General features: G+C 73.7%; 19 protein-coding genes, 1 pseudogene and 1 riboswitch. Of the genes and pseudogenes, 9 read left to right on the plus strand and 11 right to left on the minus strand.

The window, feature by feature from the left end; all coding sequences use genetic code 11:
• Window positions 1-14: 14 nt before the first annotated feature.
• Window positions 15-1,487: pseudogene (locus tag ABZY33_RS00110) on the plus strand (hypothetical protein); the annotation flags it as partial.
• A gap of 14 nt (window positions 1,488-1,501) precedes the next feature.
• On the opposite strand, the gene ABZY33_RS00115 reads toward ABZY33_RS00110, so the two are convergent.
• A complete protein-coding gene (locus ABZY33_RS00115; protein WP_356489130.1) occupies window positions 1,502-1,906 on the minus strand; it encodes a VOC family protein in 405 nt (134 codons plus the stop codon).
• Between the two features lie 106 nt (window positions 1,907-2,012).
• Here ABZY33_RS00115 and ABZY33_RS00120 point away from each other — a divergent pair, with 106 nt between their 5' ends.
• Window positions 2,013-2,996 carry a WYL domain-containing protein gene (locus tag ABZY33_RS00120; protein WP_356489131.1) on the plus strand — a complete coding sequence of 328 codons (984 nt, stop codon included), beginning with the start codon at window positions 2,013-2,015 and terminating at the stop codon, window positions 2,994-2,996.
• Here ABZY33_RS00120 and ABZY33_RS00125 read toward each other — a convergent pair.
• From ABZY33_RS00125 to ABZY33_RS00140, 4 genes are all read right to left on the minus strand, one after another.
• Window positions 2,969-4,633 carry a glycosyltransferase gene (locus ABZY33_RS00125; RefSeq protein WP_356489132.1) on the minus strand — a complete coding sequence of 555 codons (1,665 nt, stop codon included), beginning with the start codon at window positions 4,631-4,633 and terminating at the stop codon, window positions 2,969-2,971. The genes ABZY33_RS00120 and ABZY33_RS00125 overlap by 28 nt on opposite strands.
• Complete coding sequence (locus tag ABZY33_RS00130; protein ID WP_356489133.1) at window positions 4,633-6,870, minus strand: CDP-glycerol glycerophosphotransferase family protein; 2,238 nt, start codon at window positions 6,868-6,870, stop codon at window positions 4,633-4,635. Before ABZY33_RS00130 ends, ABZY33_RS00125 begins: the two co-directional genes overlap by 1 nt.
• A gap of 130 nt (window positions 6,871-7,000) precedes the next feature.
• Window positions 7,001-7,840: an ABC transporter ATP-binding protein gene (locus ABZY33_RS00135; protein ID WP_356489134.1), complete on the minus strand. Its 840-nt coding sequence runs from the start codon at window positions 7,838-7,840 to the stop codon at window positions 7,001-7,003.
• A complete protein-coding gene (locus tag ABZY33_RS00140; protein ID WP_356489135.1) occupies window positions 7,833-8,762 on the minus strand; it encodes an ABC transporter permease in 930 nt (309 codons plus the stop codon). Before ABZY33_RS00140 ends, ABZY33_RS00135 begins: the two co-directional genes overlap by 8 nt.
• 243 nt (window positions 8,763-9,005) lie before the next feature.
• On the opposite strand from ABZY33_RS00140, the gene ABZY33_RS00145 reads away from it, so the two are divergent.
• Entirely contained in the window at window positions 9,006-9,629 is a 624-nt protein-coding gene (locus ABZY33_RS00145; protein WP_356489136.1) for a TetR/AcrR family transcriptional regulator, read from the plus strand.
• 87 nt (window positions 9,630-9,716) lie between these two features.
• Window positions 9,717-10,469 (plus strand): class I SAM-dependent methyltransferase, encoded by a 753-nt coding sequence (locus tag ABZY33_RS00150; RefSeq protein ID WP_356489137.1) that lies wholly within the window; start codon window positions 9,717-9,719, stop codon window positions 10,467-10,469.
• A gap of 28 nt (window positions 10,470-10,497) precedes the next feature.
• On the opposite strand, the gene ABZY33_RS00155 is transcribed toward ABZY33_RS00150, so the two are convergent.
• The gene (locus ABZY33_RS00155; protein WP_356489138.1) at window positions 10,498-11,532 is read right to left on the minus strand and encodes an NlpC/P60 family protein; all 1,035 of its coding nucleotides are present in this window, start codon (window positions 11,530-11,532) and stop codon (window positions 10,498-10,500) included.
• A gap of 302 nt (window positions 11,533-11,834) precedes the next feature.
• Here ABZY33_RS00155 and ABZY33_RS00160 point away from each other — a divergent pair, with 302 nt between their 5' ends.
• Window positions 11,835-12,188, plus strand: a complete 354-nt coding sequence (locus ABZY33_RS00160; protein ID WP_356489139.1) for a hypothetical protein — start codon at window positions 11,835-11,837, stop codon at window positions 12,186-12,188.
• Between the two features lie 39 nt (window positions 12,189-12,227).
• Here the strand turns inward: ABZY33_RS00160 and ABZY33_RS00165 are convergent, their stop codons facing one another.
• Window positions 12,228-13,373: an NlpC/P60 family protein gene (locus ABZY33_RS00165; RefSeq protein ID WP_356489332.1), complete on the minus strand. Its 1,146-nt coding sequence runs from the start codon at window positions 13,371-13,373 to the stop codon at window positions 12,228-12,230.
• A gap of 42 nt (window positions 13,374-13,415) precedes the next feature.
• Window positions 13,416-13,587, minus strand: a riboswitch (cyclic di-AMP (ydaO/yuaA leader).
• Window positions 13,588-13,859: 272 nt separating this feature from the next.
• Here ABZY33_RS00165 and pcrA point away from each other — a divergent pair.
• A complete protein-coding gene (gene pcrA, locus ABZY33_RS00170; protein WP_356489140.1) occupies window positions 13,860-16,337 on the plus strand; it encodes a DNA helicase PcrA in 2,478 nt (825 codons plus the stop codon).
• 41 nt (window positions 16,338-16,378) lie between these two features.
• Here pcrA and ABZY33_RS00175 read toward each other — a convergent pair whose 3' ends face one another.
• Both ABZY33_RS00175 and ABZY33_RS00180 read right to left on the minus strand, forming a co-directional pair.
• A complete protein-coding gene (locus tag ABZY33_RS00175; RefSeq protein ID WP_356489141.1) occupies window positions 16,379-17,959 on the minus strand; it encodes a peptidoglycan DD-metalloendopeptidase family protein in 1,581 nt (526 codons plus the stop codon).
• Window positions 17,960-18,204: 245 nt separating this feature from the next.
• Window positions 18,205-19,134: an alpha/beta fold hydrolase gene (locus tag ABZY33_RS00180; protein WP_356489142.1), complete on the minus strand. Its 930-nt coding sequence runs from the start codon at window positions 19,132-19,134 to the stop codon at window positions 18,205-18,207.
• A gap of 387 nt (window positions 19,135-19,521) precedes the next feature.
• Between ABZY33_RS00180 and ABZY33_RS00185 the strand changes: the two genes are divergently transcribed.
• On the plus strand, window positions 19,522-19,938 hold the full coding sequence (locus ABZY33_RS00185) for a cobalamin B12-binding domain-containing protein (RefSeq protein ID WP_356489143.1): 417 nt from the start codon (window positions 19,522-19,524) through the stop codon (window positions 19,936-19,938).
• Between the two features lie 266 nt (window positions 19,939-20,204).
• Here ABZY33_RS00185 and ABZY33_RS00190 read toward each other — a convergent pair whose 3' ends face one another.
• Entirely contained in the window at window positions 20,205-21,827 is a 1,623-nt protein-coding gene (locus tag ABZY33_RS00190; protein WP_356489144.1) for a DUF5691 domain-containing protein, read from the minus strand.
• A 79-nt stretch (window positions 21,828-21,906) separates the two neighbouring features.
• Complete coding sequence (locus tag ABZY33_RS00195) at window positions 21,907-23,262, minus strand: SWIM zinc finger family protein (protein WP_356489145.1); 1,356 nt, start codon at window positions 23,260-23,262, stop codon at window positions 21,907-21,909.
• Window positions 23,263-23,441: 179 nt separating this feature from the next.
• Here ABZY33_RS00195 and ABZY33_RS00200 point away from each other — a divergent pair, with 179 nt between their 5' ends.
• Both ABZY33_RS00200 and ABZY33_RS00205 read left to right on the plus strand, forming a co-directional pair.
• Entirely contained in the window at window positions 23,442-24,551 is a 1,110-nt protein-coding gene (locus ABZY33_RS00200) for an AAA family ATPase (RefSeq protein ID WP_356489146.1), read from the plus strand.
• A complete protein-coding gene (locus ABZY33_RS00205; protein ID WP_356489147.1) occupies window positions 24,548-26,764 on the plus strand; it encodes a DUF5682 family protein in 2,217 nt (738 codons plus the stop codon). Before ABZY33_RS00200 ends, ABZY33_RS00205 begins: the two co-directional genes overlap by 4 nt.
• Window positions 26,765-26,804 lie beyond the last annotated feature (40 nt).

The following is a 26,804-nucleotide window of genomic DNA, read 5'->3' on the forward strand; positions in this document are numbered from 1 at the left end:
GGTCCCCCCGCACCGTGCGCGCCGCCGGTAGCGCCCTGGCGCGGGTCGCGGCCCTGCTCCTGCTCGTCCTGCTGGTGGCGGTCGTCGTGCGGCTGCCGTGGGCCGGTGACCTCGGCATCCACGCCGCCACCGTCGAGCGCCTGCGCCACGACCTGCTCGACCCGGGCGACCCGCTGGTCGCGGCCGACGCCCCGAGCCCGTACTACACGCCCTGGACGCTGCTGCTCGGCTGCGTCGCGAAGGCGACCGGGCTCGGCGTCTTCGTGGTGCTGCGGAGCGCGGCGCTGGTGGCGCTCGGGGTGCTGGTCACGGGGGTGTGGGCGTTCACCGGCACGTTCCTGGCCGACGGGCCGCGGGCGGGCGCCGGGTGGGCGCGACGGGCCACCGTGACCGCGCTGGTGCTGCTCACGCTGGTGCTGCTGTGGGGCACGACCCTGTTCAACTGGAGCGGCTTCCTCGGCCTCAACTCCCTTGCCCTGACCGTCTCCTACCCCAGCACGTTCGCGCTCGGCGCCGCCTTCTGGCTCTGGGCACTGCTGCGCCGGGCCGCCTCCTGGGCCCAGTTCCTGGCGGCCGGGGTGGTGTGGGCGGTGATCCTGCTCAGCCACCAGTTCACCGGTGTGGTCGCCTCCCTGGGGGCGCTGGCCATGGTGCTCGGCGCGCGGCCCTGGCCCGGGCGGGCGGCGTGGCTACGGCTGGGCGCGGGGCTCGCGCTGGGCCTGGTCCTGGTGGCGCTGTGGCCGTACTACTCCTTCTTCTCGCTGTTCGGCGCGGGCGGCCTGGAGGACATCCACCGCTCGCTCTACCGGGACCTGGCGGGCCGCTACTGGCTGGTGGCGCTCCTGGGCGGCGCCGCGCTCGTGCTGCGCGCCCGGCGGGACCGGCGCGATCCGCTGGTGCTGTTCTGCCTGCTCGGGGCCGCGCTCTTCGCGGCGGGCGGGCTGAGCGGGCACTGGTCCTGGGGCCGGGCGCTGCCCGCGGTGCTGGTCCCCGCGCAGGTCGCCGCGGCCCTGGAGGTGTGCTGCGCGCCGCGCCGCGCGGTGCGCGCCGGGCTCGGCTGGGCGCTCGCCGCGGCGCTGGCGCTGGGCGCGTGGACCCAGGCGGGGACGCTGGGGTACGTCCTGCCTCGCTCGGTGCTGCCCCCGGCGGTCGCCGCCAAGTACCGGGAGCCGTGGAAGGACTACCACTGGATCACGCCGTGGGTGAAGTACGGGGACGTCGTGCTCGCCGACAAGTGGCCCGCCCGGCAGATCCCGGCGTACGGGGCGTACACGGTGGCCCCCGGCTACCCGGACTTCTTCCTGGCCGACGAGGCGGCGCGGGCCGCGGCCGTGCGGACGTACTTCGCGCCGGACACGCCGGCCGCCGGGCGCGCGGCGGTGCTGCGCCGCTACGGGGTGCGCTGGGTGGTGGCGTACCCGGGGGCCCACGGGCTGCCCCTGCGGCGCGTCGCCGTGGGACCGCGCGGCCAGCTCCTGTACCGCGTGCCCGCCGGCGCGGATCAGCGCGCGAACTTCGCGACCGCCGCCGCCGTCACCGGGGTGAAGACGTTGACGAGGTTGCCGTCGGGGTCCCGGAAGAGCAGCGACCGGTTGCCCCAGGGCATCGTGGTGGGCCCGGCGACGGGGTCGGTGAGGTGACCTGAGCCGGTCAGCTCCCGGTGCACCCGGTCCACGTCGTCGACGAGGAACTCGGTGATCACACTCTCGTTCGCCGCCGGGCGGGCGGAGCCCGGCGCGAAGAGCGGGACCGTGCGGGTGCCCGCGATCGCGAGGGCCGCCGTCGGCGTGCCGAGTTCGGCGAAGTCCTCCGTGGCCCACACCGCCCGGACACCGGTGACCCGCTCGTAGAACGCGACGAGACGCGCGACGTCATCGGTGATGATGCGGATCGAGACGAATTCCATGAGGCTCTCCCGTGCTGGGGGCGCCCGCGCGGTACGGGTGCCGTGCTGCGCAGGCTAGAAGAGATAGCGGACAGAACCGGTCCGGTATCAGCGCTAGGCTCGCCGTATGCCCGTTCCCGCCGCCCGCATCCTGACCCTGCTGGAGCTGCTCCAGGCGGGCGGCACCCGTACCGTCGCCGAGCTGGCCGGGCGGCTCGGCGTGGAGGGCCGCACCGTGCGCCGCTACGTGCGCCGGCTCGTCGAGCTGGACATCCCCGTGGAGTCGGTGCGCGGCCGTTACGGCGGGTACCGGCTCGCCCCCGGACACCGGCTGCCGCCGCTGATGCTCGGCGACGACGAGGCGCTGGCCGTCCTGCTCGGGCTGATCGCCGGCCGCCGCACCGGCCTGACGACGGCGGAGCGGACGGCGGGCGAGACGGCGGCGGCCAAGATCCGCCGGGTGCTGCCGCGGCACGCCGCCCGGCGGCTCGACACGCTCCTGGACGCCCTCGCCGTCACGGACGGCCCGCAGACGCTCCCCGCCCCGGACGCCGGGGTCCTGCTCACCGTCGCCGACGCGGTGCGCCACCACCGGCCTCTGGCGATCCGCTACACCGACGGGGCCGGCGCCCGCAGCGCACGCACCCTGCACGCCTCCGGGATCGTCGCCCACGCCGGGCGCTGGTACGTCACCGGCCGCGACGCCGGCAGCGGTGCGGACCGGACGTTCCGGCTCGACCGCGTCACCGACCCGCGGATCCTGCCCGGCGCCTTCGAGCCGCCGCCCGGCGACGACGACCCGGCCGAGCGCCTGCTGACCGGTTTCGCCACCGCCCCCTACCGGTACGAGGTGACCCTGCGCGTCCAGGGCACGGAGCAGCAGCTCCGCGCCCAGCTGCCCGCCTCGGTCGCGCGGGTGGAGGAGGCGGCGGAGGCGGGCGCGGGCTGGCTGCGGGTGCGCATCCGGGCGGAGCAGCTCGACTGGCTGCCGCCGGTGCTCGCCGCGCTCGACCGGCCGTTCGTCGTCGAGGAGCCCGACGAACTGCGCGGCCTGGTCGCCGCGTTCGCGGAGCGCCTCGCCTCCTACGCGCGCAGCAGCCGGAGCACCTGACGGGTCCTGCGGGCCAGCGCGGTGCCGGCCACCCGGCGCGCCAAGGGCCGCACGAGTCTGGTCGTCAGTCCTACCGGCTCCCACCGCACCTGGAGCCGGCCCGCGCCGCGCCCCTCGGGCTCCACGGTGACCCGGTGGCGGTCCACCTCGGAGGTGAACGCGGGGAAGTCCAGCGGGGCCAGCAGCAGCCCCGTGTTGCGCAGCCCCTCCGGGGAGCGCAGCTGGAGCAGCGGGTGCCGGATCCCCTCGAAGCCCTGCGCCGGGAGCGAGGCGGCCGCCAGGTCGAGCAGGACCCCGCCCTCGAAGACGCCGGGCCGCACCGGATCGAGTCGGAAGCGGGCGGTCAGGCGTCTGTGGCCGGGGGCGATCACCACCGTGGCGACCTGCGGCCCGACCGGCAGCCGCAGCCCCGGGTCGTAGCTGCGTACCCGCAGCAGGACGGAGGCCGGGCCCGGGCCCCGCTCCAGGTGCACGATCTCGTGCCGGAACTGGGCCCGGGGGAAGGGCCGCGTGTCCAGCGCCAGATCGGCGAGGCTCAGCTCACGCCGGGCGTCCCGCGTCCCCGGCACCTCAGGACCCCAGTAGACGTTCCCGTCCGCATCCGCGACGGTCTCCCGCGGGGCGACGCCGTGGCCGAGGCCGCGCGCCGCGAGCCGCGCGTCGTCGAGGCGGCCGTCGCGCACCAGCTGGAGGACGACGCGCTCGGCCCGCGGCAGCCGCGCGTACGCGTCGGGGGCGAGCCCGGCCAGGTACGGGGTGACGGTCCCGGCGAAGCCCGCCAGCCACGCGTCGTCGCGGAAGGGCAGGTCACCCGCGTACATCCGGAAGTCGTGCTTGAGGAACTTGTAGTCCTTGGCCTCGCGCAGGGCCGGGCTGTAGCCGCCGCGTACCAGGAAGTCGTCGATCAGCTCCTGGACGTGGACGCGGTCGCGGACGTTGCTCAGTTTGTGCCGCTGGTTGGAGATGGAGGCCGCGGACTCCTCGGCGTAGGGCGCGATGTACCAGCGGTAGACCGGCTCCGGGATGATCGTGAACGCCTTGGCCAGGCAGTACGCCTGCGCGGAGAAGAGCTGGTCCTCGTAGTGGATGCCCTCGGGGAAGCGCAGGCCGTGGCGGTCGAGGAAGGCGCGGGCGTACATCTTGCTGGTCGACAGGTGCTCGAAGAACAGGCCCGGCTCGGCCGCGATGCCGTCCACCGTGCGGCGCTCGGCGACCAGGTGCGGCATCCAGACGGAGGTGCGGCCGGTGTCGACGCGCACGCGCTGCACCGCGCCCATCGCGAAGTCGATGTCGGGGCGCTCACGGTGGGCGGCGAGCAGCGACGCGACGGCGTCCGGCGGGAGTTCGTCGTCGCTGTCGAGGAACATCAGGTAGGGCGCGCGGGCGATCTCCAGCGCGCGGTTGCGCGGGGCGCTGCACCCGCCCGAGTTCTCCGGCAGGCGCACGTAGCTGATGCGCGGGTCGGCGGCGGCCAGCTCCCGCGCCACGCGCGGGGTGTCGTCCGTCGAGTGGTCGTCGCTGATGATGATCTCGATGTCGGAGTGGGTCTGCGCCTGGAGCGAGGCGACGGCGCGCGGGAGCCGCTCGGCGTCGTTGAAGACGATGACCGTGACCGTCACGTCGGGGGTGAACGCCATCAGCGCGTGGCCTCCTCGGGAGTGGGCGCGGGCGTGCGCGACTCGACCGGCACGACCGGCGGCAGGGCCTCCTCGGGCTCGCCGAGGAAGACGCGGCGCACGACCCGCTCGGCGGCGTGCCCGTCGTCGAACTCGCAGAACCGGCGCCGGAACCGGTCGCGGACCTTGGCGGACGCCTCGTCGCACCACGCGTCCGAGGCGAGCAGCTCGGTCAACTCCTCCTGGGTGCGCGCCACATGGCCCGGCGGCTCGGCCATCAGGTCGAAGTAGACGCCGCGGGTGCGCGCGTACGTCTCCCAGTCGTCGGCGAAGGTGATGATCGGCCGGTCCAGGTTGGCGTAGTCGAACATGATCGACGAGTAGTCCGTGACCAGCGCGTCCGAGGCCAGGGCCAGCTCCTCCACCGGGTCGTACGCCGACACGTCGATGACGCGGCCGCTGCGGCGCAGCCCCGCGAGCGGGGAGGCGGCGCCGCCGTAGAAGTAGTGGCCGCGCACGAGCAGGACCGTGTCGTCGCCGAGCCGTTCGGCGAGCGCGGCGAGGTCCAGGCGCGGGGTCCAGGCCGCCTCGTAGTCCCGGTGGGTCGGGGCGTAGAGGACGGCGCGCCGGCCGGGCGCTATGCCCAGGCGGTCCCGGACGGCGCGGATCTCGGCGGCGCCGGCGCGGTAGTACACGTCGTTGCGCGGATAACCGTGGTCGAGCGACACATAGCGCGAGGGATAGGCGTGCTCCCACATGCGCGTGGAGTGGGAGTTGGCGCTGACGCTGTAGTCCCACTTGTCGACGCGGGCCAGCAGCGCGTCGAAGTCGAGCCCCCGGGACGCCGTCGGGTAGTCGAACTGGTCCAGGCCCATCTTCTTCAGCGGGGTGCCGTGGTGGGTCTGCAGATGCACCGCGTCGGGGCGCTTGACCACGGCGTTCGGGAAGTTGACGTTGTTGACGAGGTACGCGGCGCGGGCCAGCACCTCCCAGTAGCGGCGGGTGCCGGGCACGACGTGCTCCGTGCCGGGCGGCAGCAGCGGCTCCGCCGCCGAGGACACCACCCACACCGGGCGGATGTGCGGCGCGCGTTCGGCGAGCTCGGCCGCGATCGCCGCCGGACTGCACGCGACCCCGCGGTCCCAGTACGCCGAGAAGACGGCCAGCTGCGGGTCGATGGGCTCTCGCAGCGCCCGCCGGTAGTGCAGGTCGCGGACCTTGGCGCCCACCTGCTTGCGGCCGGCGCGCACCGCCGTCCGGGCCGCGCGCCGCTTGCGGTTGGCGCTCTGGAACGCGCGGTACCTCGGGTACGCGTCCTCCTCCAGCAGCCGCCGCCGGACGCCTTCCGCGCCGGCCGGGCGCTGGTGGCCCTCGGGGCGCAGGCGCCGCGCCGCGGCGGAGGCGCGGTGGAAGAACTCCCGCGCCACCTCCTCCGGCATCGGCTCGCGGGCCACGATCCGCATCGTCTCGGTGGCCATCAGGTCGTACAGCAGGGCGCGGGGCCGCACCGGGGCCTCCCGCAGCTCCATGAGCCGGTGCAGCTCCTCGTACGCGGCGACGAAGCCGTACCGCTGCTCGGCGGTGACCGGCGGCAGGCTCTCCGGGCGCAGCTCGCGCGCCTCGACGATCACGTGTTCCAGGCAGGCGATCCGCTCGGCCAGGACCAGGGCGGCGCGGGCGGTGAACATCTCGGCCACCGGGGCGGCGGCGCTCGCATCGGCGGCGGTCAGCTCCGCGCGGTGCTCGTGCCAGAAGGCGGCGCGCAGGGCGCGGTTGCCGAGCAGCGGCCGCACGCGCAGCAGGTCCGGGACGTCGGCCGCCGGCAGGTCGCGGCGGCCCACGCGGGCCAGGCGCCCGGCGTCGGCGCCGGACGCGCCGGTCGTGCGCCAGGTCGAGCGGACGTGGTCCGCGACGACGACGTCCACCCGGCCCTGCTCCGCCGCGTCCCCGACCTCCGCCAGCCGGTCGAGCAGCGCGCGCGGCGCGCCGGCCGGTAGGCGGTCCTTGGCGTGGACGAACCAGAGCCAGGTGCCGCTCGCCCGCTCGGCGCCCGCGGCGCGCGCCGCGGCGTCGCCGGTGCCGTCGGGCAGCGTGACGACGGTGCCGCCGCGCCCCTGCGCCGCCTCCAGCGCGAACTCGCCGACCGCGGCCGTCACCAGCTCGGCGTCGGGCGGCAGTTGACCGGCCACGCTGTCCAGGCACGGACCGAGCAGACCTTGGACGTCCCGGCCGTACACGATGACACTCAGCTGCGTCATATGAGGCGTCACCCTTCCCGCCGGCCCGCGCCCGGCCCCGTATCCGTCTGTCGCTCAGCGTCCTAATATTGTCACTAATCGGACAAAAGGGTAAGTTCGCTGGGCTTCTGGTGGGCCAAGTGGTGGGTGCTCAGGAGGGAACGGGCGCCGCAGGACGTTTGGCCCCCGGATCGGCCTTGTTCGTGAACGCCTCGTACTCCTTGAGCACGGCCTCGGTCGGCCCGTCCCTGCGCAGTTCGCCGCGCTCCAGCCACAGCACGCGGTCGCAGGTGTCCCGGATCGACTTGTTGCTGTGGCTGACCAGGAAGACGGTGCCGGCGTGTTTGCGCAGCTCGCGGATGCGCTGCTCGGAGCGGATCTGGAAGGAGCGGTCGCCGGTGGCGAGGGCCTCGTCGATCAGCAGCACGTCGTGGTCCTTGGCCGCCGCGATGGAGAACCGCAGCCGGGCCGCCATGCCGGAGGAGTACGTGCGCATCGGCAGCGTGATGAAGTCACCCTTCTCGTTGATCCCGGAGAAGTCGACGATCTCGTCGTAGCGCTCCGCGACCTGCTCGCGGCTCATCCCCATCGCGAGGCCGCCGAGGCGGACGTTGCGCTCGCCGGTCAGGTCGTTCATCAGGGCCGCGTTCACGCCGAGCAGGGAGGGCTGGCCGTCGGTGAAGATCCGCCCCCTCTCCACGGGCAGCAGCCCCGCGACGGCCTTCAGCAGGGTCGACTTGCCCGACCCGTTCGTGCCGATCAGGCCGATCGCCTCGCCCCGGTAGGCGGTGAAGGAGACGCCGCGCACGGCGTGCACGGTGCGCACACCGGAGCGCCGCTCGGCCTTCTTCTTCCCGCCCAGGATGCGGTGGAGGGCGGCGGTGGCGGCGCCCCGGCCCGCGCCCGTGCCGTTGACGCGGTAGACGATGTCGACGCCGTCGACGACGACGGTGGGGACGCGCGCGCCCCCGTCCTTCACGTGATCAGCCACGGCCGTACGTCTCCTCTGCCTTCCAGAAGTAGAGGAACCCGCCGACGCCGACGAGCAGCGCCCAGCCCGCGGCGCAGGCCCATACGTGCGGCGGCAGCTGGCTCCCGGTGAAGCTGTCGATCAGGGCGAACCGCATCAGGTCGATGTAGACCGCGGCCGGGTTGGCCCGCAGCAGCACGATGACGAGGTGCGGCAGGTCCTTGTCGCCGAGCAGGTGGTCCAGGCTCCACATCACGCCGGACAGGTACATCCACGTCCGCAGCAGGAACGGCATGAGCTGCGCGATGTCCGGGGTGTGGGCGCCGATCCGCGCCATGATCATCGCCAGCCCGGTGTTGAACGTGAACTGCAGCAGCAGCACCGGCACCACCAGCAGCCACGACACGGCCGGCGGGATGCCGAAGCAGAGCAGGATGATCAGCAGCGCGCACATGGAGAACAGCAGCTGCTGGAGCTGTTGCAGGCAGTACGAGACGGGGAGCGCGGCGCGCGGGAAGTGCAGCGCCCGCACCAGGCCGAGGCTGCCGGAGATCGCCCGGGTGCCCGCCATCACCGACGACTGCGTGAACGTCCACACGAAGACGCCGGTGACCAGGAAGGGCACGAAGTCGGGGATGCCCTTACTGGTCCCCATCAGCACGCCGAAGATGAAGTAGTAGACCGCCGCGTTCAGCAGCGGGGTCGCCACCTGCCAGACCTGCCCGAGCTTGGCCTGGCTGTACTGCGCGGTCAGCTTGGCGGTCGAGAACGCCGTGATGAAGTGCCGGCGCTGCCAGAGCTGGCGCGCGTAGGCGCCGAGCGAGGGGCGGGCGCCGCTGACGGTCAGCTCGTACCGGGCCGCGAGCGCCGCGGGGTCCGTCGGGTCGGGGGCGGGCGCCGGGCCGGGGGCCGGTGCGGGAGGCGTGTCCAGGACCTGACTCACATCCGCTGCTTTCGGTCGGAGGGAGGGGGATGGCCGGGGGTGTGCGTGGGCCCGCGCGCGCTGCTCGGGACCACGGGCCGCTCGGGCCCGCACAGGACGGTCCCGGCCCGCGCTTTGCCCTGCGAAGAGGTGCTGTTCGCCTGCCGTTCACGTCGGGACGGACCCGTATCGTCGTCACGTGAGAGTAGGCCGGACGAGCGTCGGAACGCAACCGTTTCGTCGTCACGGAACTATGCTGGCCGCATGCCGACCAACGCCGACTCCCCCCAGCCGACGCGTCGCCGGGCCCCGGCCGGGGCCGCCGTCCTGCGCGAGGACGTGACCGAGGCGATCCGGGCCGCCGTCTTCGAGGAGCTGGCCGCGGCGGGGTACGCGCGGATGTCCATCGAGGGCATCGCGCGCCGCGCGGGCGTCGGCAAGACGGCGGTCTACCGCCGCTGGCGCTCCAAGCTCCACCTCGTCCTCGACCTGGTCTCCGCGATAGCGGTCCAGGGCCTGCCCGCGCCCGACACCGGCTCGCTGGAGGAGGACCTGCTGCTCCTGTACCGGGTCACCGCCCGGGCCCTGAAGCACCCGGTGGCCGGCCAGATCCTCCCCGACCTCCAGGCGGAGGCGGCCCGCAACCCGGAGATCGCCGACGCCCTGCAGAAGGCCCTGCGGGAGGGGCAGCACGGGGTGGCGAACGGGATCGTCCGGGCGGCCGTCACCCGCGGCGACCTGCGCGAGGGCCTCGACGAGGAACTGGCGCTCGACCTGATCTCCGGCCCGCTCTACTGGCGCTCGGTCGTCGTGCGCACTCCGGAGCTGCCCAAGGGTCACCTCAAGCGGCTCGCGGCGGCCACGGCGGCGGCGCTCAAGGCGCTGTGACGGGCGCGCCGGGCACGTGAGCGGGCCGGCGGGGAGCCCGGGGAAAAGGGGATGCCCCCTCCGTCCCGCGCCCGCTACCGTCCCCGCATGGCCGAGAACAGGGGCGACGGTTACTTCCCGGAGCGGGTCGCGGCGGCGTACGACCAGTCCTCCGCCCGGATGTTCGACGCGGAGGTGCTCGATCCCGCGGTCGACTTCCTCGCCGGGCTCGCGGGGGACGGGGCCGCGGTGGAGTTCGGCATCGGGACCGGGCGGGTCGCCCTGCCGCTCGCCGCGCGCGGCGTCCCCGTGCACGGCATCGAGCTGTCCCGGGCGATGGCGGCCCGGCTGGGCGCCAAGCCGGGTGGCGCACACATCCCCGTGACGATCGGGGACTTCGCGCACACGAGAGCCCCTGCGGGCGGCTTCGCGGTCGCGTATCTGGTCTTCAACACGATCATGAACCTGACCTCGCAGGCCGCGCAGGTCGACTGTTTCCGCAACGCCGCCGCGCACCTCGCCCCCGGCGGCTGCTTCGTCGTCGAGACGGCCGTGCCGGACCTGCGCAGGCTGCCGCCCGGGCAGGACGCCGTGCCGTTCCAGGCGGACGGGGTGTCCTGGGCGTTCGACCGGTACGACGTCGCGACCCAGGCCATGAGCTCGAACTACGTGGAGGTCGACCCGCGGACCGGCCAGGGCTCGTACCGGTCCATCCCGTTCCGGTACGTCTGGCCCGCCGAACTCGACCTGATGGCCGAGCTCGCCGGACTGCGGCTGCGCGAGCGCTGGAGCGGATGGACCCGCGCGCCCTTCACGAGCGAGAGCGGGCAGCATGTGTCCGTGTGGGAGAAGCCCCGCTGAGCGTGGTGCACCAGGGGGCCCGGTGCGGCTACCCGACCCGGGTCGCCCCCGCGAACGGCATCTGGTCGATCGGTGCGATCCGCACCGGCGCGCTCGGGTTCGGCGCGTGGATCATCTGGCCGCCGCCGATGTAGAGGCCGACATGGCTGATACCGGAGTAGAAGAAGACCAGGTCGCCCGGGCGGAGCTGGGAGCGGGAGACGCGGCGGCCCGCGTCGATCTGCGCGTAGGTGGTGCGCGGCAGCGAGACGCCCGCGGCGCGGTACGCGGCCTGGGTCAGGCCCGAGCAGTCGAAGGCGTGCGGGCCCGTCGCCCCCCACACATAGGGGCTGCCGAGGGCGGCGCGCGCGTAGGAGACGGCGGCCTCGGCCCGGGAGTTCGGGGCGTGGCCGAGGCCGTCCCGGGGCAGGGAGCGCGAGGCGCGGCCCGCGGGGTCGGCGGTGGTGCGTGCGCGGTCCGCGGGGGAGAGCCGGTCGAGCAGCCGCCGGGCGTCCGCCAGCTTCGTCGTCACCGCCTTCTTCTGCTTCTCCAACTCCCGCTGTCTGGAACGCAGTTCGGTGAGGGAGCCGTCCGCCCGCGTGCGCAGCTGGTCGATCTCGCGCAGCTCCTTGCGGACCCGGGCGATGGTGCCGGCCTGCCGGGTGCCGACCCGGTCCGCGAGGGAGGCCTCGTCGAGGAAGCGGTCCGGGGCCGAGGAGAGGAGCAGCCGCACGGACGGGTCGACGCCGCCGGTGCGGTACTGCGCCGCCGCGACCGAACCGAGCCGCTGCCGGCTCGCGTTCAGGGTCTCCGTCCTGCGGCCCGCCTCGTCCTGTAACGAGTCCACCTCCTCGCGGGCCTTGCCGGCCTTCTCCTTCGCGCCGTTGTACTTCTCGGTGGCGACCTCCGCCTCCCGGTAGAGCCGGTCGACCTCCGCCTTCACCTGAGCGGGGGTGAGGTCCGGCTCCGCGTGCGCCGTGCCGCTCTCGACAGCGGTGGCGGCGGTCGCGGAGGCGAGAGCGAGGACGGCCGCCGCGCGGCCACTGAGGAGACGTCGTTTCGGCTTGCGATGCGCTGCCGGCACGAAGAGCCACGTCCTTCCGGTGCGTATCCGACCGCCGGTCGCACGTCCGGCGGCGGCCCGCACAGGGGGAGCGGGCCGCCGCCGGACCTCTCGGCGGTGATGTCCGGCTGCCGCCCCTGGCCCGGGCGGCGGTGTGAGGAGCCGGTCACCTGAGGAAGGACGCTAAACCTCGGCGTCACGGCCTGGCGGCGGATTGTACGGAACTGGTTCTTTTGTTACGGGTGGTGGCGGAGGGTGACAGAGTGCTGTCCGGGGACGCCCGGCGATCGTGGGGAAACAGCGCCCGGTTAGGCTCCGGAGCCATGGACGTACTCATCCATCTCTTCGTCGGCCTGCACATCATCGGCATCGCGGCGCTGCTCGGCGGTTTCCTCACGCAGATGGCGGCGATGGGGCGCGGCACCGCCCGGTTCACCAAGGCGATGCTGCACGGCGCCCTGACCATGCTCGTCACCGGCGTCGCCCTGGTCGGTCTCGACCAGGCCGACGACTCCCCCGTGAACAACATCAAGATCGGCGTGAAGCTGGCGGTCCTGATCGTCGTCCTCGGCATCGTGTACGTGAAGCGCGACGAGGAGACGGCGGAGAAGGGCCTGTTCGCGGCGGTCGGCGGGCTGACGATGGCCAACATCTTCATCGCGGTGCTCTGGACCTGAGGGACCTGAGGGGCCCCGGGGGACCCCGGGGCCCGGGCGTCAGGCGGGACGCACCACGCTGTGGATCGAGCCGGTGCCGTCGTAGTAGATGGACTCCTCGCGGACGGACGCGCCCGGCTTCGGCGCGTGGATCATCATGCCGTCGCCGAGGTACAGGCCGACGTGGCTGATGTCGTCGTAGAAGAACACCAGGTCGCCCGGTTGGATCGACGAGAGCGGGATCGTCGTGCCGGCCTCCACCTGGTCCCACGTGGTGCGCGGCAAGGTGATGCCGGCCGCCTTCCAGGCCGCCTGGGTCAGGCCCGAGCAGTCGTAGGAGTCCGGACCCGTGGCGCCCCACACGTACGGCTTGCCCTCCTGGGACTTGGCGTAGGCGAGCGCCCTGGCGGCCTTGGCCGCGTATCCGGAGGAGCCGCCGGCCGGCGCCTCCGTGGTACCGCCGCCGGACGAGCCGGAGCCGGCCTGCTGCCCGGCGCTCTCCTCGGCCGCCTGCTGCTTCTCCTCCTCCGCCTTCTGCCGGGCGGCGAGATCGGCGGCCTTCTTGCGGGCCGCCGCTTCCTTCTTCTTCTCGATCGCCGCGAGCCGCCGCTTCTCCTCGGCGGTCAGCTTCGACAGCAGCCGGCGGGCGTCGGCCAGCTTCGTCTGCACGCTCTGCTTGGAGGTCTTCAGGTCGGTCTGCGAGGACGTGAGCTGCTGGAGGCTCTCCTGCGCCTCGGTGCGCTTCTTCGCGGTGCTGAGCTGCTGCTTCTGGTAGTCGTCGACCGCGTGCTTCTGGTCGGCGGTCATGCGGCTCATCAGCCGGTTCTGCGCGAAGTAGTCCTCGGGGTCGTCCGCGAGGAACATCGTCGCCGTGTCGCCGATCCCGCCCGAACGGTACTGCTGGGCGGCGAACCGGCCCAGCTCCTGGCGGGCCGAGTTCAGCTTCTCGGTGCGCTGCGCGATGTCGTCGAGGAGGCGGTCGACCTGCTTCTTCTTGCCGTCGGTCTGCTCCTTGGCGGAGTTGTACTTCTGCGTGGCGACCTCAGCCTGCCGGTACAGGCTGTCGACCTTCTTCTGCACCTCTGCCAGGTTCGGCCGGTCCGGCCGGGCGGGGGCCGCCTGGGCGCTCTGCGAGAGGAGGGCCACCGAGGTGAGGGCGACGGTCGTGATCCCGACCGCGGGGGTGGTGCGAAGGCCGCCGGTCATCCGGGACCGGGCACGCGGCTTGCGGTGCGACGCCAAGGAGGCGACTCCTTCCGTGGTCCGCCTACCGGGTTAGCTGACGGGTTCGGGCGTACGGAAGGCTGCCCTACGGCCGCCGCCCCTCGTGCTGACGGGCGGCTGCGCCGACTCACCCCAAGTTCTCGGTGGGTCCCCGGTTCCCTGCCTCACGGCGTACGGGACTCGGCGGGGGCTGCTCGTTCGCCGCGGTGTTCGCGGCGGGGGGACGGGCCGCCCGCGCAGCACCGTAGCCAACTCGTGTCGCCGCTGTGAAGGTTGCTGGTCGATATGCCCGATACATTTTCGTGACCTTGGCGACACCGGGCAGTTGTCGCACCCATCGCGTCCGCTCGGTCACTGTGGGTGCGCCCTTCGGTCCCTCGGCCGGGAGACGCCGCTGACCTGCCGATATGGGCAGTGTGGGGAAGGTGGGGGCGGGGTGTCGGTGCGGCCGCCTAGACTCGTGAGGCGATGAGCAGCCTCTTTGACGACAGCTTCCTGGCGGGCCTCCAGAACCGGACCGAGGGCCCCCCGCCGCCGCCCGACAGCGAGCACGACGGACCGGAGCCCGAGCCGATCCCGGACGACCTGTTCGGCGGGAAGTTCGACGTGCCTCCGGCCCGGGACGCCTACTACCGCGGCGGCGCGCCCCGCCCCGCCCTGGACCCGGCGGCCCTGCTCGACGGGCTGAACGAGAACCAGCGGGCGGCCGTCGTGCACGGCGGCTCCCCGCTGCTCATCGTCGCGGGCGCCGGCTCCGGCAAGACCCGCGTCCTCACCCACCGCATCGCCTACCTGCTGGCCGAGCGCGGCGTCCACCCCGGCCAGATCCTCGCGATCACCTTCACGAACAAGGCCGCGGGCGAGATGAAGGAGCGCGTCGAGGCCCTGGTGGGCCCGCGGGCGAACGCGATGTGGGTCTCCACCTTCCACAGCGCGTGCGTGCGCATCCTGCGCCGCGAGTCCAAGAAGCTCGGGTTCACCTCGTCGTTCTCGATCTACGACGCGGCCGACAGCAAGCGGCTCATGGCCCTGGTCTGCCGCGACCTGGACCTGGACCCGAAGAAGTTCCCGCCGAAGTCCTTCAGCGCCAAGATCTCGAACCTGAAGAACGAGCTGATCGACGAGGAGGACTTCGCGAAGACGGCGGCCGACGGCTTCGAGAAGTCCGTCGCCCAGGCGTACGCGATGTACCAGTCGCGGTTGAGGGAGGCCAACGCCCTCGACTTCGACGACCTGATCATGACCACGGTCAACCTGCTGCGCGCCTTCCCCGACGTCGCGGAGCACTACCGCCGCCGCTTCCGCCACGTCCTGGTCGACGAGTACCAGGACACCAACCACGCGCAGTACGCGCTCGTGCGCGAGCTGGTCGGGCCCACGGACGGGGAGGACGCGGACCCGGCCGAGCTGTGCGTCGTCGGTGACGCGGACCAGTCGATCTACGCGTTCCGCGGCGCCACGATCCGCAACATCCTCCAGTTCGAGGAGGACTACGCGGACGCGACGACGATCCTCCTGGAGCAGAACTACCGCTCCACGCAGACGATCCTCAGCGCGGCCAACGCGGTCATCGAGCGCAACGAGTCGCGCCGCCCGAAGAACCTGTGGACGAACGCGGGCGCGGGCTCCCAGATCACCGGGTACGTCGCGGACACCGAGCACGACGAGGCGCAGTTCGTCGCCGAGGAGATCGACCGGCTCACGGACGCGGGCGAGGCGAAGGCCGGCGACGTCGCCGTCTTCTACCGCACGAACGCGCAGTCCCGTGTCTTCGAAGAGATCTTCATCCGCGTCGGCCTGCCCTACAAGGTCGTCGGCGGGGTGCGCTTCTACGAGCGCAAGGAGGTCAGGGACGTCCTCGCCTACCTGCGGGTGCTGGCGAACCCCGAGGACTCCGTCCCCCTGCGCCGCATCCTGAACGTGCCCAAGCGCGGCATCGGGGACCGCGCCGAAGCCATGGTCGACGCCCTCTCCCAGCGCGAGAAGATCTCCTTCCCGCAGGCACTGCGCCGCGTCGACGAGGCGTACGGCATGGCGTCCCGCTCCACGAACGCGGTGAAGCGGTTCAACACCCTCATGGAGGACCTGCGCACCGTCGTGGAGTCGGGCGCCGGACCGGCCACCGTTCTGGAAGCCGTCCTGGAGCGCACCGGATACCTCGCCGAGCTGCAGTCCTCCACCGACCCGCAGGACGAGACCCGCATCGAGAACCTCCAGGAACTCGCCGCCGTCGCCCTGGAGTTCGAGCAGGAGTCCGCGCAGGCGGAGACGGAGACCGAGGGCGAGACCGGAGGCGTCGGCCTCTCCGCCTTCCTGGAGCGGGTCGCGCTCGTCGCCGACTCCGACCAGATCCCCGACGAGGAGGACGACGGCAGCGGCGTCATCACCCTGATGACCCTGCACACCGCCAAGGGCCTCGAATTCCCGGTGGTCTTCCTGACCGGCATGGAGGACGGCGTCTTCCCGCACATGCGCTCCCTGGGGCAGACCAAGGAGCTGGAGGAGGAGCGCCGCCTCGCCTACGTCGGCATCACGCGCGCGCGGGAGCGGCTGTACCTGACGCGCTCCACCATGCGCAGCGCCTGGGGCCAGCCCTCGTACAACCCGCCCTCGCGCTTCCTGGAGGAGATCCCGGACGCGCACCTGGAGTGGAAGCGCACGGGCGGCTCCGCGCCGGCCCCCTCGGCCAAGGGCATCGGGGGCGGTATCGCCGCCTCGCTGTCGTCGTCCCGCTCCCGTACGACACCGGCCTTCGCGACGCGCCGCGCCGGCGAGAAGCCGGTGGTCTCCCTGGCCGTCGGCGACCGTGTCACGCACGACCAGTTCGGCCTCGGCACGGTGGTGGGCGTGAGCGGCACGGGCGGGAACGCGGAGGCGACGGTCGACTTCGGAGACCCCAAGCCGAAGCGGCTGCTGCTGCGGTACGCGCCGGTGGAGAAGCTGTAGCCAGGTAGGGCCGGGCCCCGGGGGAGGGGCCCGGTGTCACGTCACGTCGGGTCGAGGTCGTGGGCGCGCAGCCACGGCAGCGGGTCGATCGCCGCGCCGCCGCCGGGCCGTACCTCGAAGTGCAGGTGCGGTCCGGTCGAGTTCCCCGAGTTCCCCGAGTGCGCGATCACGTCACCGGCCTTCACCGGCCCGCTCATCACGGTGTGCGAGGAGAGGTGGCAGTACCAGGTCTCCGTACCGTCCTTGGCGGTCACGATCGCCATGTTCCCGTACGCGCTGTTCCACTGCGTCCGCACGGTGCCGTCCGTGGCGGCCATCACCTCGGTCCCGTACGAGACCGGGAAGTCGATGCCGCTGTGCACGGACATCCAGTTGATGCCGGCCTGCCCGTAGTAGGCGCTCAGGCCGTGCTGCTTCACCGGAAGCACGAACTTGGGCCGCATCGCTTCCTTGTGCGCGGCCGCCGCGGCGGCCTTCTTGCGGTCGGCCTCCTGCTTCGCCTTCAGGTCGATCCGCTCCTGCGTGCGGCTCGCCCGGTCGGCGAAGTCGCCCGCGTCCGCGGACATCTCCTTGAGCTGCGTGTCCAGCTTGTTGTTGGCGACGGACGGCTGCACCGCGCTCGCGTCCGGCGCCGCCACCGGCTGCGTCTTCGTGCCCTCGTCCCCGCTGAACGTGCCCACGGAGGCGGCGGCGGCCCCGGCGACCCCGACCGCGCACACCGAGGGCACGGCGATGGTCAGCAGGGCGGAGCGTCTGGCGGGGGTGCGGCGGCGGGAGCGGTTCGCGGCGGTGCGGGTCTGCGCGGCGCGGCGGGACGCGGCGCGGGTGACGGGCTCCGGCCCCGGGCCGGGCTCCGGGTCCTCGCCGGTGTCGTGCCCGGCGTCGGGTTCCGTCGCGCGGTCCGGTGCCTGTGGGACGTCGGACGCGTCGTGCGCCTCGGGGTGTTCGGCGGGGCTGTACTGATCCGGCACGAAGGCGTGGGCCGCGGTGTGGTCCGCGGTGCCGTGGTCCTCCTCGGCGGAAGGGCCGGCCGAGTTCCACGCCGTGGCGTCGTACGCGCCGGTGTCGTAGGCCGTCGTCCCGAAGACCGGTGCGTCGAAGGACCGGGTCTCGAAGGACTCCGGCTCGAAGGCGTGCGGCTCGAAGGCGTGGGGCGTGAACGTCCGCGTGTCGAAGGACTGTGTGTCGAACGTCTGCGCCGCGAAGGCCGGGGCCTCGGAGGACTGTGTGTCGTACGTCTGCGCGGGCCACTGACCGGTGTGCTGCTGGTCGTGGCCGGCGGCGCCCGTCGCCCACATCGTGCTCGTGTCGTACGTGCCCGTGTCGTAACTGCCCGTCCCGCACGCGGTGGTGGGGTACGCGGAAGCGGGATACGGGGAGGTCGCGTACGGCTGCGCGTCCCCGGTGGCCTGCGTGGGCCACTGGCCCGTGTCGTAGGAGCCCGAACCGTAGGAACCGGAATCGTAGGAACCCGAGTGGTAAGAACCGGAATCGTGGGCACTCGGGTCGTACGGGACATCGCCCGGCAGGTCACCGAAGAGTGGGTCGGTGGCGAAGCTGGTCGTGGAATGACCGTCGTAGGCCGCGTGCTGCGCGGTCCCCGACGGATGACGGTCGTTCACCAACTTCTCTTTCGCCTCGACAACAGGGGCTGCCAGAGCAGTGCGGCGACTGTACCCGGCGGTACGAGGGCGCGACAATCTTCGGCAGGTTTCCGGCCCCGCGTAATCGGGCAATCAGCCGCCTTTCGGTGAACTACGGGCGCTTCTTTGGCGCTGAGTTCGAGGGTCGTTCGACGATTCGCCGGATTTGCCCGGCACCACGAGCCCCTCGTCCAGGCCGCCGTCACCACATCGGCACGCGATCCTCACGCCACCGTCAGGCCGCCGACCGGGCCCGCCGCGCGCGTCTCTTCCGCCGCCGTGTCGGCGTCGAGCGCCTGCCGGACGCCCGTCGCCACCGCCGGGTGCACGGGCAGCGCCAGGTGCCCGACGCCCGTCACCCGCACGTTCTGCGCGAGCAGGTCCGGGTGGTCGACGCGGGCCGTCTCCAGCGGCACCATCAGCTGGTCGAGGTCGCTCCAGAAACTCACGAAGTGCGTACGGCACCCCGGTGCGGGCCTCTTCAGTTCTTCGAGGACCGAGGAGCCCGGGCGCATCTGCCGCACGATCGGATGCGCGTCCGCGAGCGGTGCGACGCGGGTCCCGGCGTGCGGCGTGCCGAGTGTGACGAGCGTGCGCACCCGTCGGTCCCCGGTCAGGCACTGCACGTAGTAGCGCGCGATCAGCCCGCCCAGGCTGTGCCCCACGATGTCGATCCGTTCCTGGCCCGTCCGGTCGCACAACTCCTCGACGTGGCGGCCCAGCAGAGCCGCCGCGGTCCGTATGTCGCAGGTCAGCGGCGAGTAGTTGAGCGACTCGATCCGCTGCCTGCCGTGCTGTGCCAGGGAGCGGCGGAGCAGGACGAAGACCGAGCGGTTGTCGATGAAGCCGTGCAGGAGGAGGACCGGGGGTTTCTGGGGGAGGGGGAGCCGTGGGGGCTCCGCCGGGCCGGTCGTGGTTCTGGGCGGGGTCCCGGCCGGGGCGTCGGGAGGGGTTCCGGGCGAGGTGCGTAGGTCGTCCGGCGCGTCCGGGTTCCTGCGCTCCGGGAGGACTCCCGTGGGGTAGAGGAGCAGATGCCCTGTCAGAATGGCCAGTTCGAGTGCGGTCGACTTCAGCAACGCGGCCGACAGTCCGGTCAGCCGCAGCGGCAGCAGCTGTCGGAGTGCGCGCAGGGGCGGAGTCCTCGTGACCTGCATCGGTCGACCTCCCGTCGGCACGCGGCGGGCACCGCTGTCCCCCGGGTGCGCTCATGCGGAGCCCGGCTGCGGTGCTCGCGGCCCCGGACGTGTCGGGCCGGCCGAGCGGACCGCGCCGCGTGGGCGCTCCGGTGCCCTCGGAACGGCCTTCCGTGAAACGGCTTCCCGCGCGCTGCCCCGGATGCGGCTGCTCAGGCGGCCGTAGCGGTTGCGGCGCGTAGCGAACGTGTCCCACCATGTGATTTCCCCCTCCCCGTGCACCGTGAAACGGCCGGTTGCGGGATGCTGGCGATAACGTTCGTTCACTTCGGATATCCGGGACGGGTGTCCGGAACCGGGGGCCCGGGGTACCAAGGCCCCAGGGTCAGTCACTTCATGGAGGCAGTGATGGGTGTGGCAGCCGGTCCGATCCGCGTGGTCGTCGCGAAACCCGGCCTTGACGGCCACGACCGCGGGGCCAAGGTGATCGCGCGGGCGCTGCGCGACGCGGGCATGGAGGTCATCTACACGGGCCTGCACCAGACGCCCGAGCAGATCGTGGACACCGCGATCCAGGAGGACGCCGACGCCATCGGGCTCTCCATCCTCTCCGGCGCGCACAACACGCTGTTCGCGCGTGTCATCGAACTCCTCCGTGAGCGCGACGCCGCCGACATCCAGGTCTTCGGCGGCGGCATCATCCCGGAGGCCGACATCCCGCCCCTCAAGGAGCAGGGCGTCGCGGAGATCTTCACCCCGGGTGCGACGACCACCTCGATCGTGGACTGGGTCCGAGCCAATGTGCGGCAGCCCGCGGGAGCTTGATCGCGGTCGGCGGTCGTGGTGCGCCCTGTGGGCGGTCGCGGGGCGGCGGCCTGGGGCGGGGCGTTGTGGCAGGGCGCATAAGGGCGGATTGTTACGGCGGGGCGTCGCGGGGGTTGTGCATCCCGGCGGCCGTCGCTCTCCGTGCCGGACGGCTTGTGACGTGTCCCGTGCTGGCCGGCTTGTGGCCCGTGCCGGTCGGCACGTGGCGTGGCCCGTGAGGGTCGGCCGGCGCCTCCCGGGTCGGTCGGCCGGTGGCCCGTGGGCGGTCACGGCGTGTGTCCGGCGGCGAGTTCCTCGCGCATGGCCTGGCGCAGCCGCAACGTACCCACCAGGCGCTGGAACGCCTCCGACCAGTAACCCCCCGCTCCGGGAGCCGCGTTCTCCGTCTCCTCCACGGCGGCCGTGAACCCCTCCAGGCGCACCGCCTCCACCGGGTCCAGGCACCGCTCCGCCAGACCCATCACGCCGCTGAAGCTCCACGGATAACTCCCCGCGTCCCGCGCGATGTTCAGCGCGTCGACCACGGCCCGGCCCAGCGGCGCCGCCCACGGTGTGGCGCAGACCCCGAGCAGCTGGAACGCCTCCGACAGACCGTGCGCCGCGATGAACCCGGCCACCCACTCGGCCCGGTCCGCCGCCGGCAGCGCGGAGAGCAGCTTCGAGCGCTCCGCCAGCGAGACCGCGCCCGGGCCCGCCGCGTCCGGCGCGGTCGGCGTCCCGAGCAGCGCCCGCGACCAGCCGACGTCCCGCTGGCGCACGGCGGCCCGGCACCATCCCGCGTGCAGCTCGCCCCGCCAGTCGTCCGCGACCGGCAGCGCCACGATCTCCTCCGGGGCGCGGCCGCCGAACCTCGCCGGCCAGCGGTCCAGCGGCGCGGCCTCCACCAACTGGCCCAGCCACCAGGACCGTTCCCCCCTGCCGGTCGGCGGCTTGGCCACGATGCCGTCGCGCTCCATCGCCGCGTCGCACTCGTGCGGGGCCTCTACCACCACCGTCCCCGTCTCCCGGTCGAGGGCCACACACGACAGCGCCCGGTCCGCCATGCGGGCCGCCAGCGCCGAGTGCGGGAGCGCGGAGAGCAGCTCGGCCGCCGTCGAACGGACGTTCCGGCTGCGGTCCGCCAGCGCCTTCTCCAGGAACGGCTCGTCCGCGTCGCTCAGCCCCTCCCGCAGCGAGTCCAGGAACATGAGACGGTCCTCGGCCCGCTCCGTGCTCCAGGTGCTCTGCAAGAGCGTGCGGGCCGCCTGCGGGTCATGGGCCCGGACCGCGGCCAGCAGCGCCACCCGCTCCGCGAACAGGCCCTCCGCCCACAGGCGTTGCACCTCCTGCGTCTCGCCGGGCGCCGGCAGCGTCGTGCCCGCGCCCGGCGTGGCCCGCAGGGCGAACTTCCAGTCCGGGTTGAGCGCGGCCAGCCACAACGCGCGCGGGCCCGCGAACATGAGGGCGCCGGGACGCAGGTCCGTGCGGCCGCGGGCCGCGTCCAGCAGGGGCGGGAGAAGTTCCGGCGGGGGAGCGTAGCCATATGCGTTGGCCGTCGTCAGCCACTGCGGGAGCAGCTCCAGGAGGTCGGGGGCGGCGCCCCGGCGGGTGGTGCCGGTGCCGGGGCGGTCGGTGAGGAGCGTGGCCAGACGGGCGCGGGCGGGGGCGGGGAGCGGCGGGCGGGGGTCCGGTGCGGCGGGGGTCGGCAGGGGAGCCGCGGCGGCCGGGAGCAGGGCTGCCCGGCGCCGGACGGTCCTCAGCGCCGCGTCGTCCAGCAGGGCCTCCGGGGTGGTGGAGGGGCGGCGGTCCGTGCCCAGCAACGCGGTGGTGACCAGGGCGTCCCAGGGCAGGGCGGCGGCGGAGCCGGGGAGGGCGGTGGAGTCGCAGGTGTGGGTGCTGCTGCCTGGCATGTCTGGCCTCCTGGTGTCACGTGCGGTGCGGGGTGGGTCGGGCGCGGCCGGCCGTTCTCGTTTCCCCGGTGCGGGGCGCTCAGGTGAGGGGGACGGGCGCGGCGGACGTGGACGTCCACGCCGCCAGCGGGCGGAAGCCCTGGTGGCCGCATTCGCCGAAGGCTGTGAGGGGGGTGCCTCCCGAGAGCGCTATCAGGCGCCATAGGGCGGGGGACGAGTGCGGGATGAGAGGGAGGGCCGATTTGCCGTCCGCGTCCGCCAGTTGCCAGGAGTCGGCGTCCGGGTGGCGGGTCGGTATGACGTCCGTGAGCGTGACGGGCCAGGACTCCAGCCAGGGGTCCTGCCTCAGGGCCTCGCCGTAGGCCGCCAGGGCCGTGGCGATGTCGACGCCCCGCGGGCGGTGGGTGGTCGGGGCGGGAGGCGCGCACTGTTCGGTCAGGTCCGCCCGGAGTGTCCGGGCGCCGGGGTGGGGCGTGATCGTCGCGTCCAGGGCCAGGCCCGCGGGCAGGGCCAGGGACGGGGCGCGGCCGGCCGCTCCGAACGACAGGAGCAGCGCCGTACGGTCCGTCTCCGTGCCGTGCAGCCAGATGCGGCGCGTGGTGAGGTGCCCGTCCGCCCTGTCGTACTGGGACAGGACCAGCCAGCGGTCCCTCAGCGGCGGTGACGTCGGTGGCGTGGGCAGGCCGATCCGGGAGCGGACCGTGGTGGCCAGGTCCGCGGGGAGTGCGGCCCGGTGCTGCCACCCCTTGTCGAGGAGGTGGATGAGGGCGCACTCCTCCAGCAGCCGGGCCGGCCAGCCGGGCCCCGACGCCGGGATCGCTCCCAACTCACGTACCCGCGCGGCCAGTCCGGGCGCCTGCGCGTCGACCATGCGGGCCGCCGTCTCCTCCCACAGCCCGTATCCCGCCTGCTCCGCCTGGGCGAGCCCGCCGCGGAGCAGGTCCGTGAGGCGCTGCTCCAGCTCCGTGGTGCCCGTACTGACGCGCTGGGCGCGACGGTCCGCTCTGCGGCGCGCCGCCTCCGGGTCGGCCGGGGCGCCGCCGCCCCGGGCCGCCGCCGGCTCCTGCTTCTGCTCGGCTCGTGCCCTGCGCCCGTCCAGCCAGGGCTGCGCCCACTCCGGTGCCTGGCCAGGTGGCACGCCGGCGTCCCCCGCGGCCCAGAGCAGGAGCAGTCCCAGCGCGTGCTTGCACGGGAACTTGCGGCTCGGACAACTGCACTTGTAGGCCGGTCCCGTCCCGCCGCCGGTGTCCACGATCGTCTGGTACGGCTTGCCGCCGCTGCCCTTGCACAGCCCCCACACCGCCCCCTCGTCCGAACCCCCGGTCTGTGACCAGGGTCCCGCTGCCCCGAGCCTGCTTCCCGCCTTGCGTGACGCGGCGTCAGGCGCCAGTGCCAGCACCTGGTCCGTCGTCCAGCGCACCCCCTGCTGAGTCATGTCACCGACGGTAGGTCCCGGCACTGACAATCCGGGGCGGCCCCCGGCTGACCTGCGGTGACCGGTGCGGCGGCGTCGATTGTCAGTGGTGTGGTGCACGGTGGATCCATCAGCGTGACGAGGCCGGCACGGCCTTGGCGTGGTGGTTTGGGCCGGGCGATTCGAAGTGGGGGACAGTCATGAGCGTTTCCGTGACGGAGCAAGGTGCCGGAGAGGTGCTGCGGGCGCACGCCGAGCACGCGTTCGCGGACGAACTCGCGGCGCTGGCGGCCCAGGACGACCGGCCGCGGCCGGCCCGCTGGCGCCTCTCGCCGTGGGCCGTCGCCACCTATCTCCTCGGCGGCACCCTGCCCGACGGGACGGTGATCACACCGAAGTACGTGGGGCCGCGCCGCATCGTCGAGGTCGCCGTGACGACGCTCGCGACCGATCGCGCGCTGCTGCTGCTCGGCGTGCCCGGGACCGCCAAGACATGGGTGTCGGAGCATCTCGCCGCCGCTGTCAGCGGCGATTCCACGCTGCTGGTGCAGGGCACGGCCGGCACGCCGGAGGAGGCCATCCGGTACGGGTGGAACTACGCGCAGCTGCTCGCCCACGGACCGAGCCGGGACGCCCTCGTCCCCAGCCCGGTGATGCGCGCGATGCAGGAGGGCATGACGGCCCGGATCGAGGAGCTGACCCGGGTCCCCGCCGACGTGCAGGACAGCCTCATCACGATCCTCTCCGAGAAGAACCTGCCCATACCGGAGTTGGGCCAGGAGGTGCAGGCGGTACGCGGGTTCAACCTCATCGCCACGGCCAACGACCGGGACCGCGGGGTGAACGAACTGTCGAGTGCGCTGCGCCGCCGCTTCAACACCGTCGTGCTGCCGCTGCCCGCGAGCGTCGAGGCGGAGGTCGACATCGTCGCGCGCCGCGTCGAACAGATCGGCCGCGGCCTGGAGCTGCCGAGCACGCCCGACGGCATCGACGAGATCCGGCGCGTCGTCACCGTCTTCCGCGAGCTGCGCGACGGGGTGACCGCCGACGGGCGGACGAAGGTGAAGTCGCCCAGCGGGACCCTCTCGACGGCCGAGGCCATCTCGGTGGTGACCAACGGCCTCGCGCTGAGCGCGCACTTCGGGGACGGCGTGCTGCGGCCCACGGACACCGCCGCCGGCATCCTCGGCGCCGTCGTGCGCGACCCGGCGGCCGACCGGGTCGTCTGGCAGGAGTACCTGGAGGCCGTGGTCCGCGAGCGGGACGGCTGGAAGGACTTCTACCGGGCCTGCCGCGAGGTGAGCGCGTGACCGGGCCGCTGCTGCTCGGCGTCCGGCACCACGGGCCCGGGTCCGCGCGGGCCGTGCGCCGCGCCCTGGAGGGCGCGCGGCCGCGGGCCGTGCTGATCGAGGGCCCGCCCGAGGCCGACGCGTTGGTGTCGCTCGCCGCCGACGAGGCGATGCGCCCGCCGGTCGCGCTGCTCGCGCACGTCGTGGACGAACCGGGGAAGTCGGCGTTCTGGCCGTTCGCCGAGTTCTCGCCCGAGTGGGTGGCCCTGCGCTGGGCCCTGGAGCACGGGGTGCCGGTCCGCTTCATCGACCTGCCCGCCGCGCACAGCCTGGCGATGCCGGACGGCGAAGCGGTGCCGCAGAGCGCGGAGGCGGTGCGCGTCGACCCGTTGCGCGTGCTCGCCGAGACCGCCGGGTACGACGACGCGGAGCGCTGGTGGGAGGACGTCGTCGAGCACCGCGCGGACGACGCGTTCGCCGCGCTCGGCGAGGCCATGGCCGCCCTGCGGGAGTCGTACGGGGACGGCGGCCACCGGCGTGACCTGGTGCGCGAGGCCCACATGCGGTTGCGCGTGCGCGCCGCGGTACGGGAGTTCGGGGATGCCGTCGCCGTGGTGTGCGGGGCCTGGCACGTGCCCGCGCTGCGGCAGCGGGCCACCGTCGCGGCCGACCGCGCCCTGCTGAAGGGACTGCCCAAGGCGAAGGTCGACCTGACCTGGGTGCCGTGGACCCACCGCCGGCTCGCCCGCGCCAGCGGCTACGGGGCGGGGATCGAGTCGCCCGGCTGGTACGGGCACCTGTTCGGCGTCCCGGACCGGCCCGTCGAGCGGTGGCTGACCAAGGTCGCGGGGCTGCTGCGCGCCGAGGACCGGATCGTGTCGTCCGCCCACGTCATCGAGGCGGTGCGGCTCGCGGAGAGCCTGGCCGTGCTGCGGGGGCGGCCGCTCGCCGGTCTGACGGAGACCACCGACGCGGTCCGGGCCGTGCTCTGCGAGGGCTCGGACGTACCGCTCCGGCTCATCCACGACCGGCTCGTGGTCGGCGACGTTCTCGGGGAGGTGCCCGAGGCGGCCCCCGCGGTCCCGCTCCAGCGCGACCTCACCCGGCTCCAGCGCACCCTGCGGCTCAGACCGGCGGCCGAGGAGAAGGAGGTGGACCTCGATCTGCGGGGCGACACCGACGGCGCGCGCAGCCGGCTGCTGCACCGCCTGCGGCTGCTCGGCGTCGGCTGGGGCGAGCCGGCCCGGTCGGCCCGCGGCTCCACCGGCACCTTCCGCGAGACCTGGCGGCTGCGCTGGGAACCGGAGCTGTCCGTGCGGGTGGCCGAGGCCGGGATCTGGGGGACGACCGTGCCGGCGGCGGCGACCGCCAAGGCCGAGTCGGACGCGGTCGCCGCGACCGCCCTCGCCGACGTCACGGCGCTCGCCGAGCACTGCCTGCTGGCCGGACTGGCGGCGGCGCTGCCCGTCGTGATGCGGGTCCTCGCCGACCGCGCGGCCCTGGACACGGACGTCGGCCACCTCGCACAGGCCCTGCCCGCCCTGGTCCGCGCCCTGCGCTACGGCGACGTGCGCGGCACCGACACCGGCGCCCTCACCGAAGTGGCGACCGGCCTGGCCCAGCGGGTCTTCGTCGGGCTCCCGCCGGCCTGCGTGGGGCTCGGCGCGGAGGCCGCCGGCGAGATGCGCGGCCATGTCGATGCCGTGCACTCCGCCGTCGGCCTTCTGGAGGACGCGGCGCTGCGCGGACGCTGGCGGGCCGTGCTCCACACGCTCGCCGCCCGGGACAGCGTGGCCGGCGTGGTCCGTGGCCGGTGCACCCGCGTCCTCCTGGACGAGGGCGCGCTCGACGACGACGGCGCGGCCCGGCTGATGGGCCTCGTCCTCTCGCCCGGCACCCCGCCGGGTGAGGCGGCCGCCTGGATCGAGGGCTTCGTCGGCGGCGGCTCCGGCGGCCTCCTCCTCGTCCACGACGAGCGGCTGCTCGGCCTGGTCGACGCGTGGCTGACGGGGGTGCCGGACGCCGCGTTCACCGACGTACTGCCGCTGCTGCGGCGCACGTTCTCGGCGTACGAGGCGGGGGTGCGGCGGTCTTTGGGGGAGCTGGTCCGGCGCGGGGCGGCGACCGCCGGGGCGGGGGGCGGATCCGGGTTCGCCGAGGAGTTCGATCCGGATCGGGCGGAGGCGGTGGAGCCGGTGGTGCGGATGTTGTTGGGGGCAGGGGCCGGTGGATGAGGGGCGGGTCGAAGGGGCCCGTTTTCGGCTGCGGGTCCGG

It is taken from the genome of Streptomyces sp. NPDC006552 (genome assembly GCF_040611655.1).
Classification (GTDB): Bacteria; Actinomycetota; Actinomycetes; order Streptomycetales; family Streptomycetaceae; genus Streptomyces.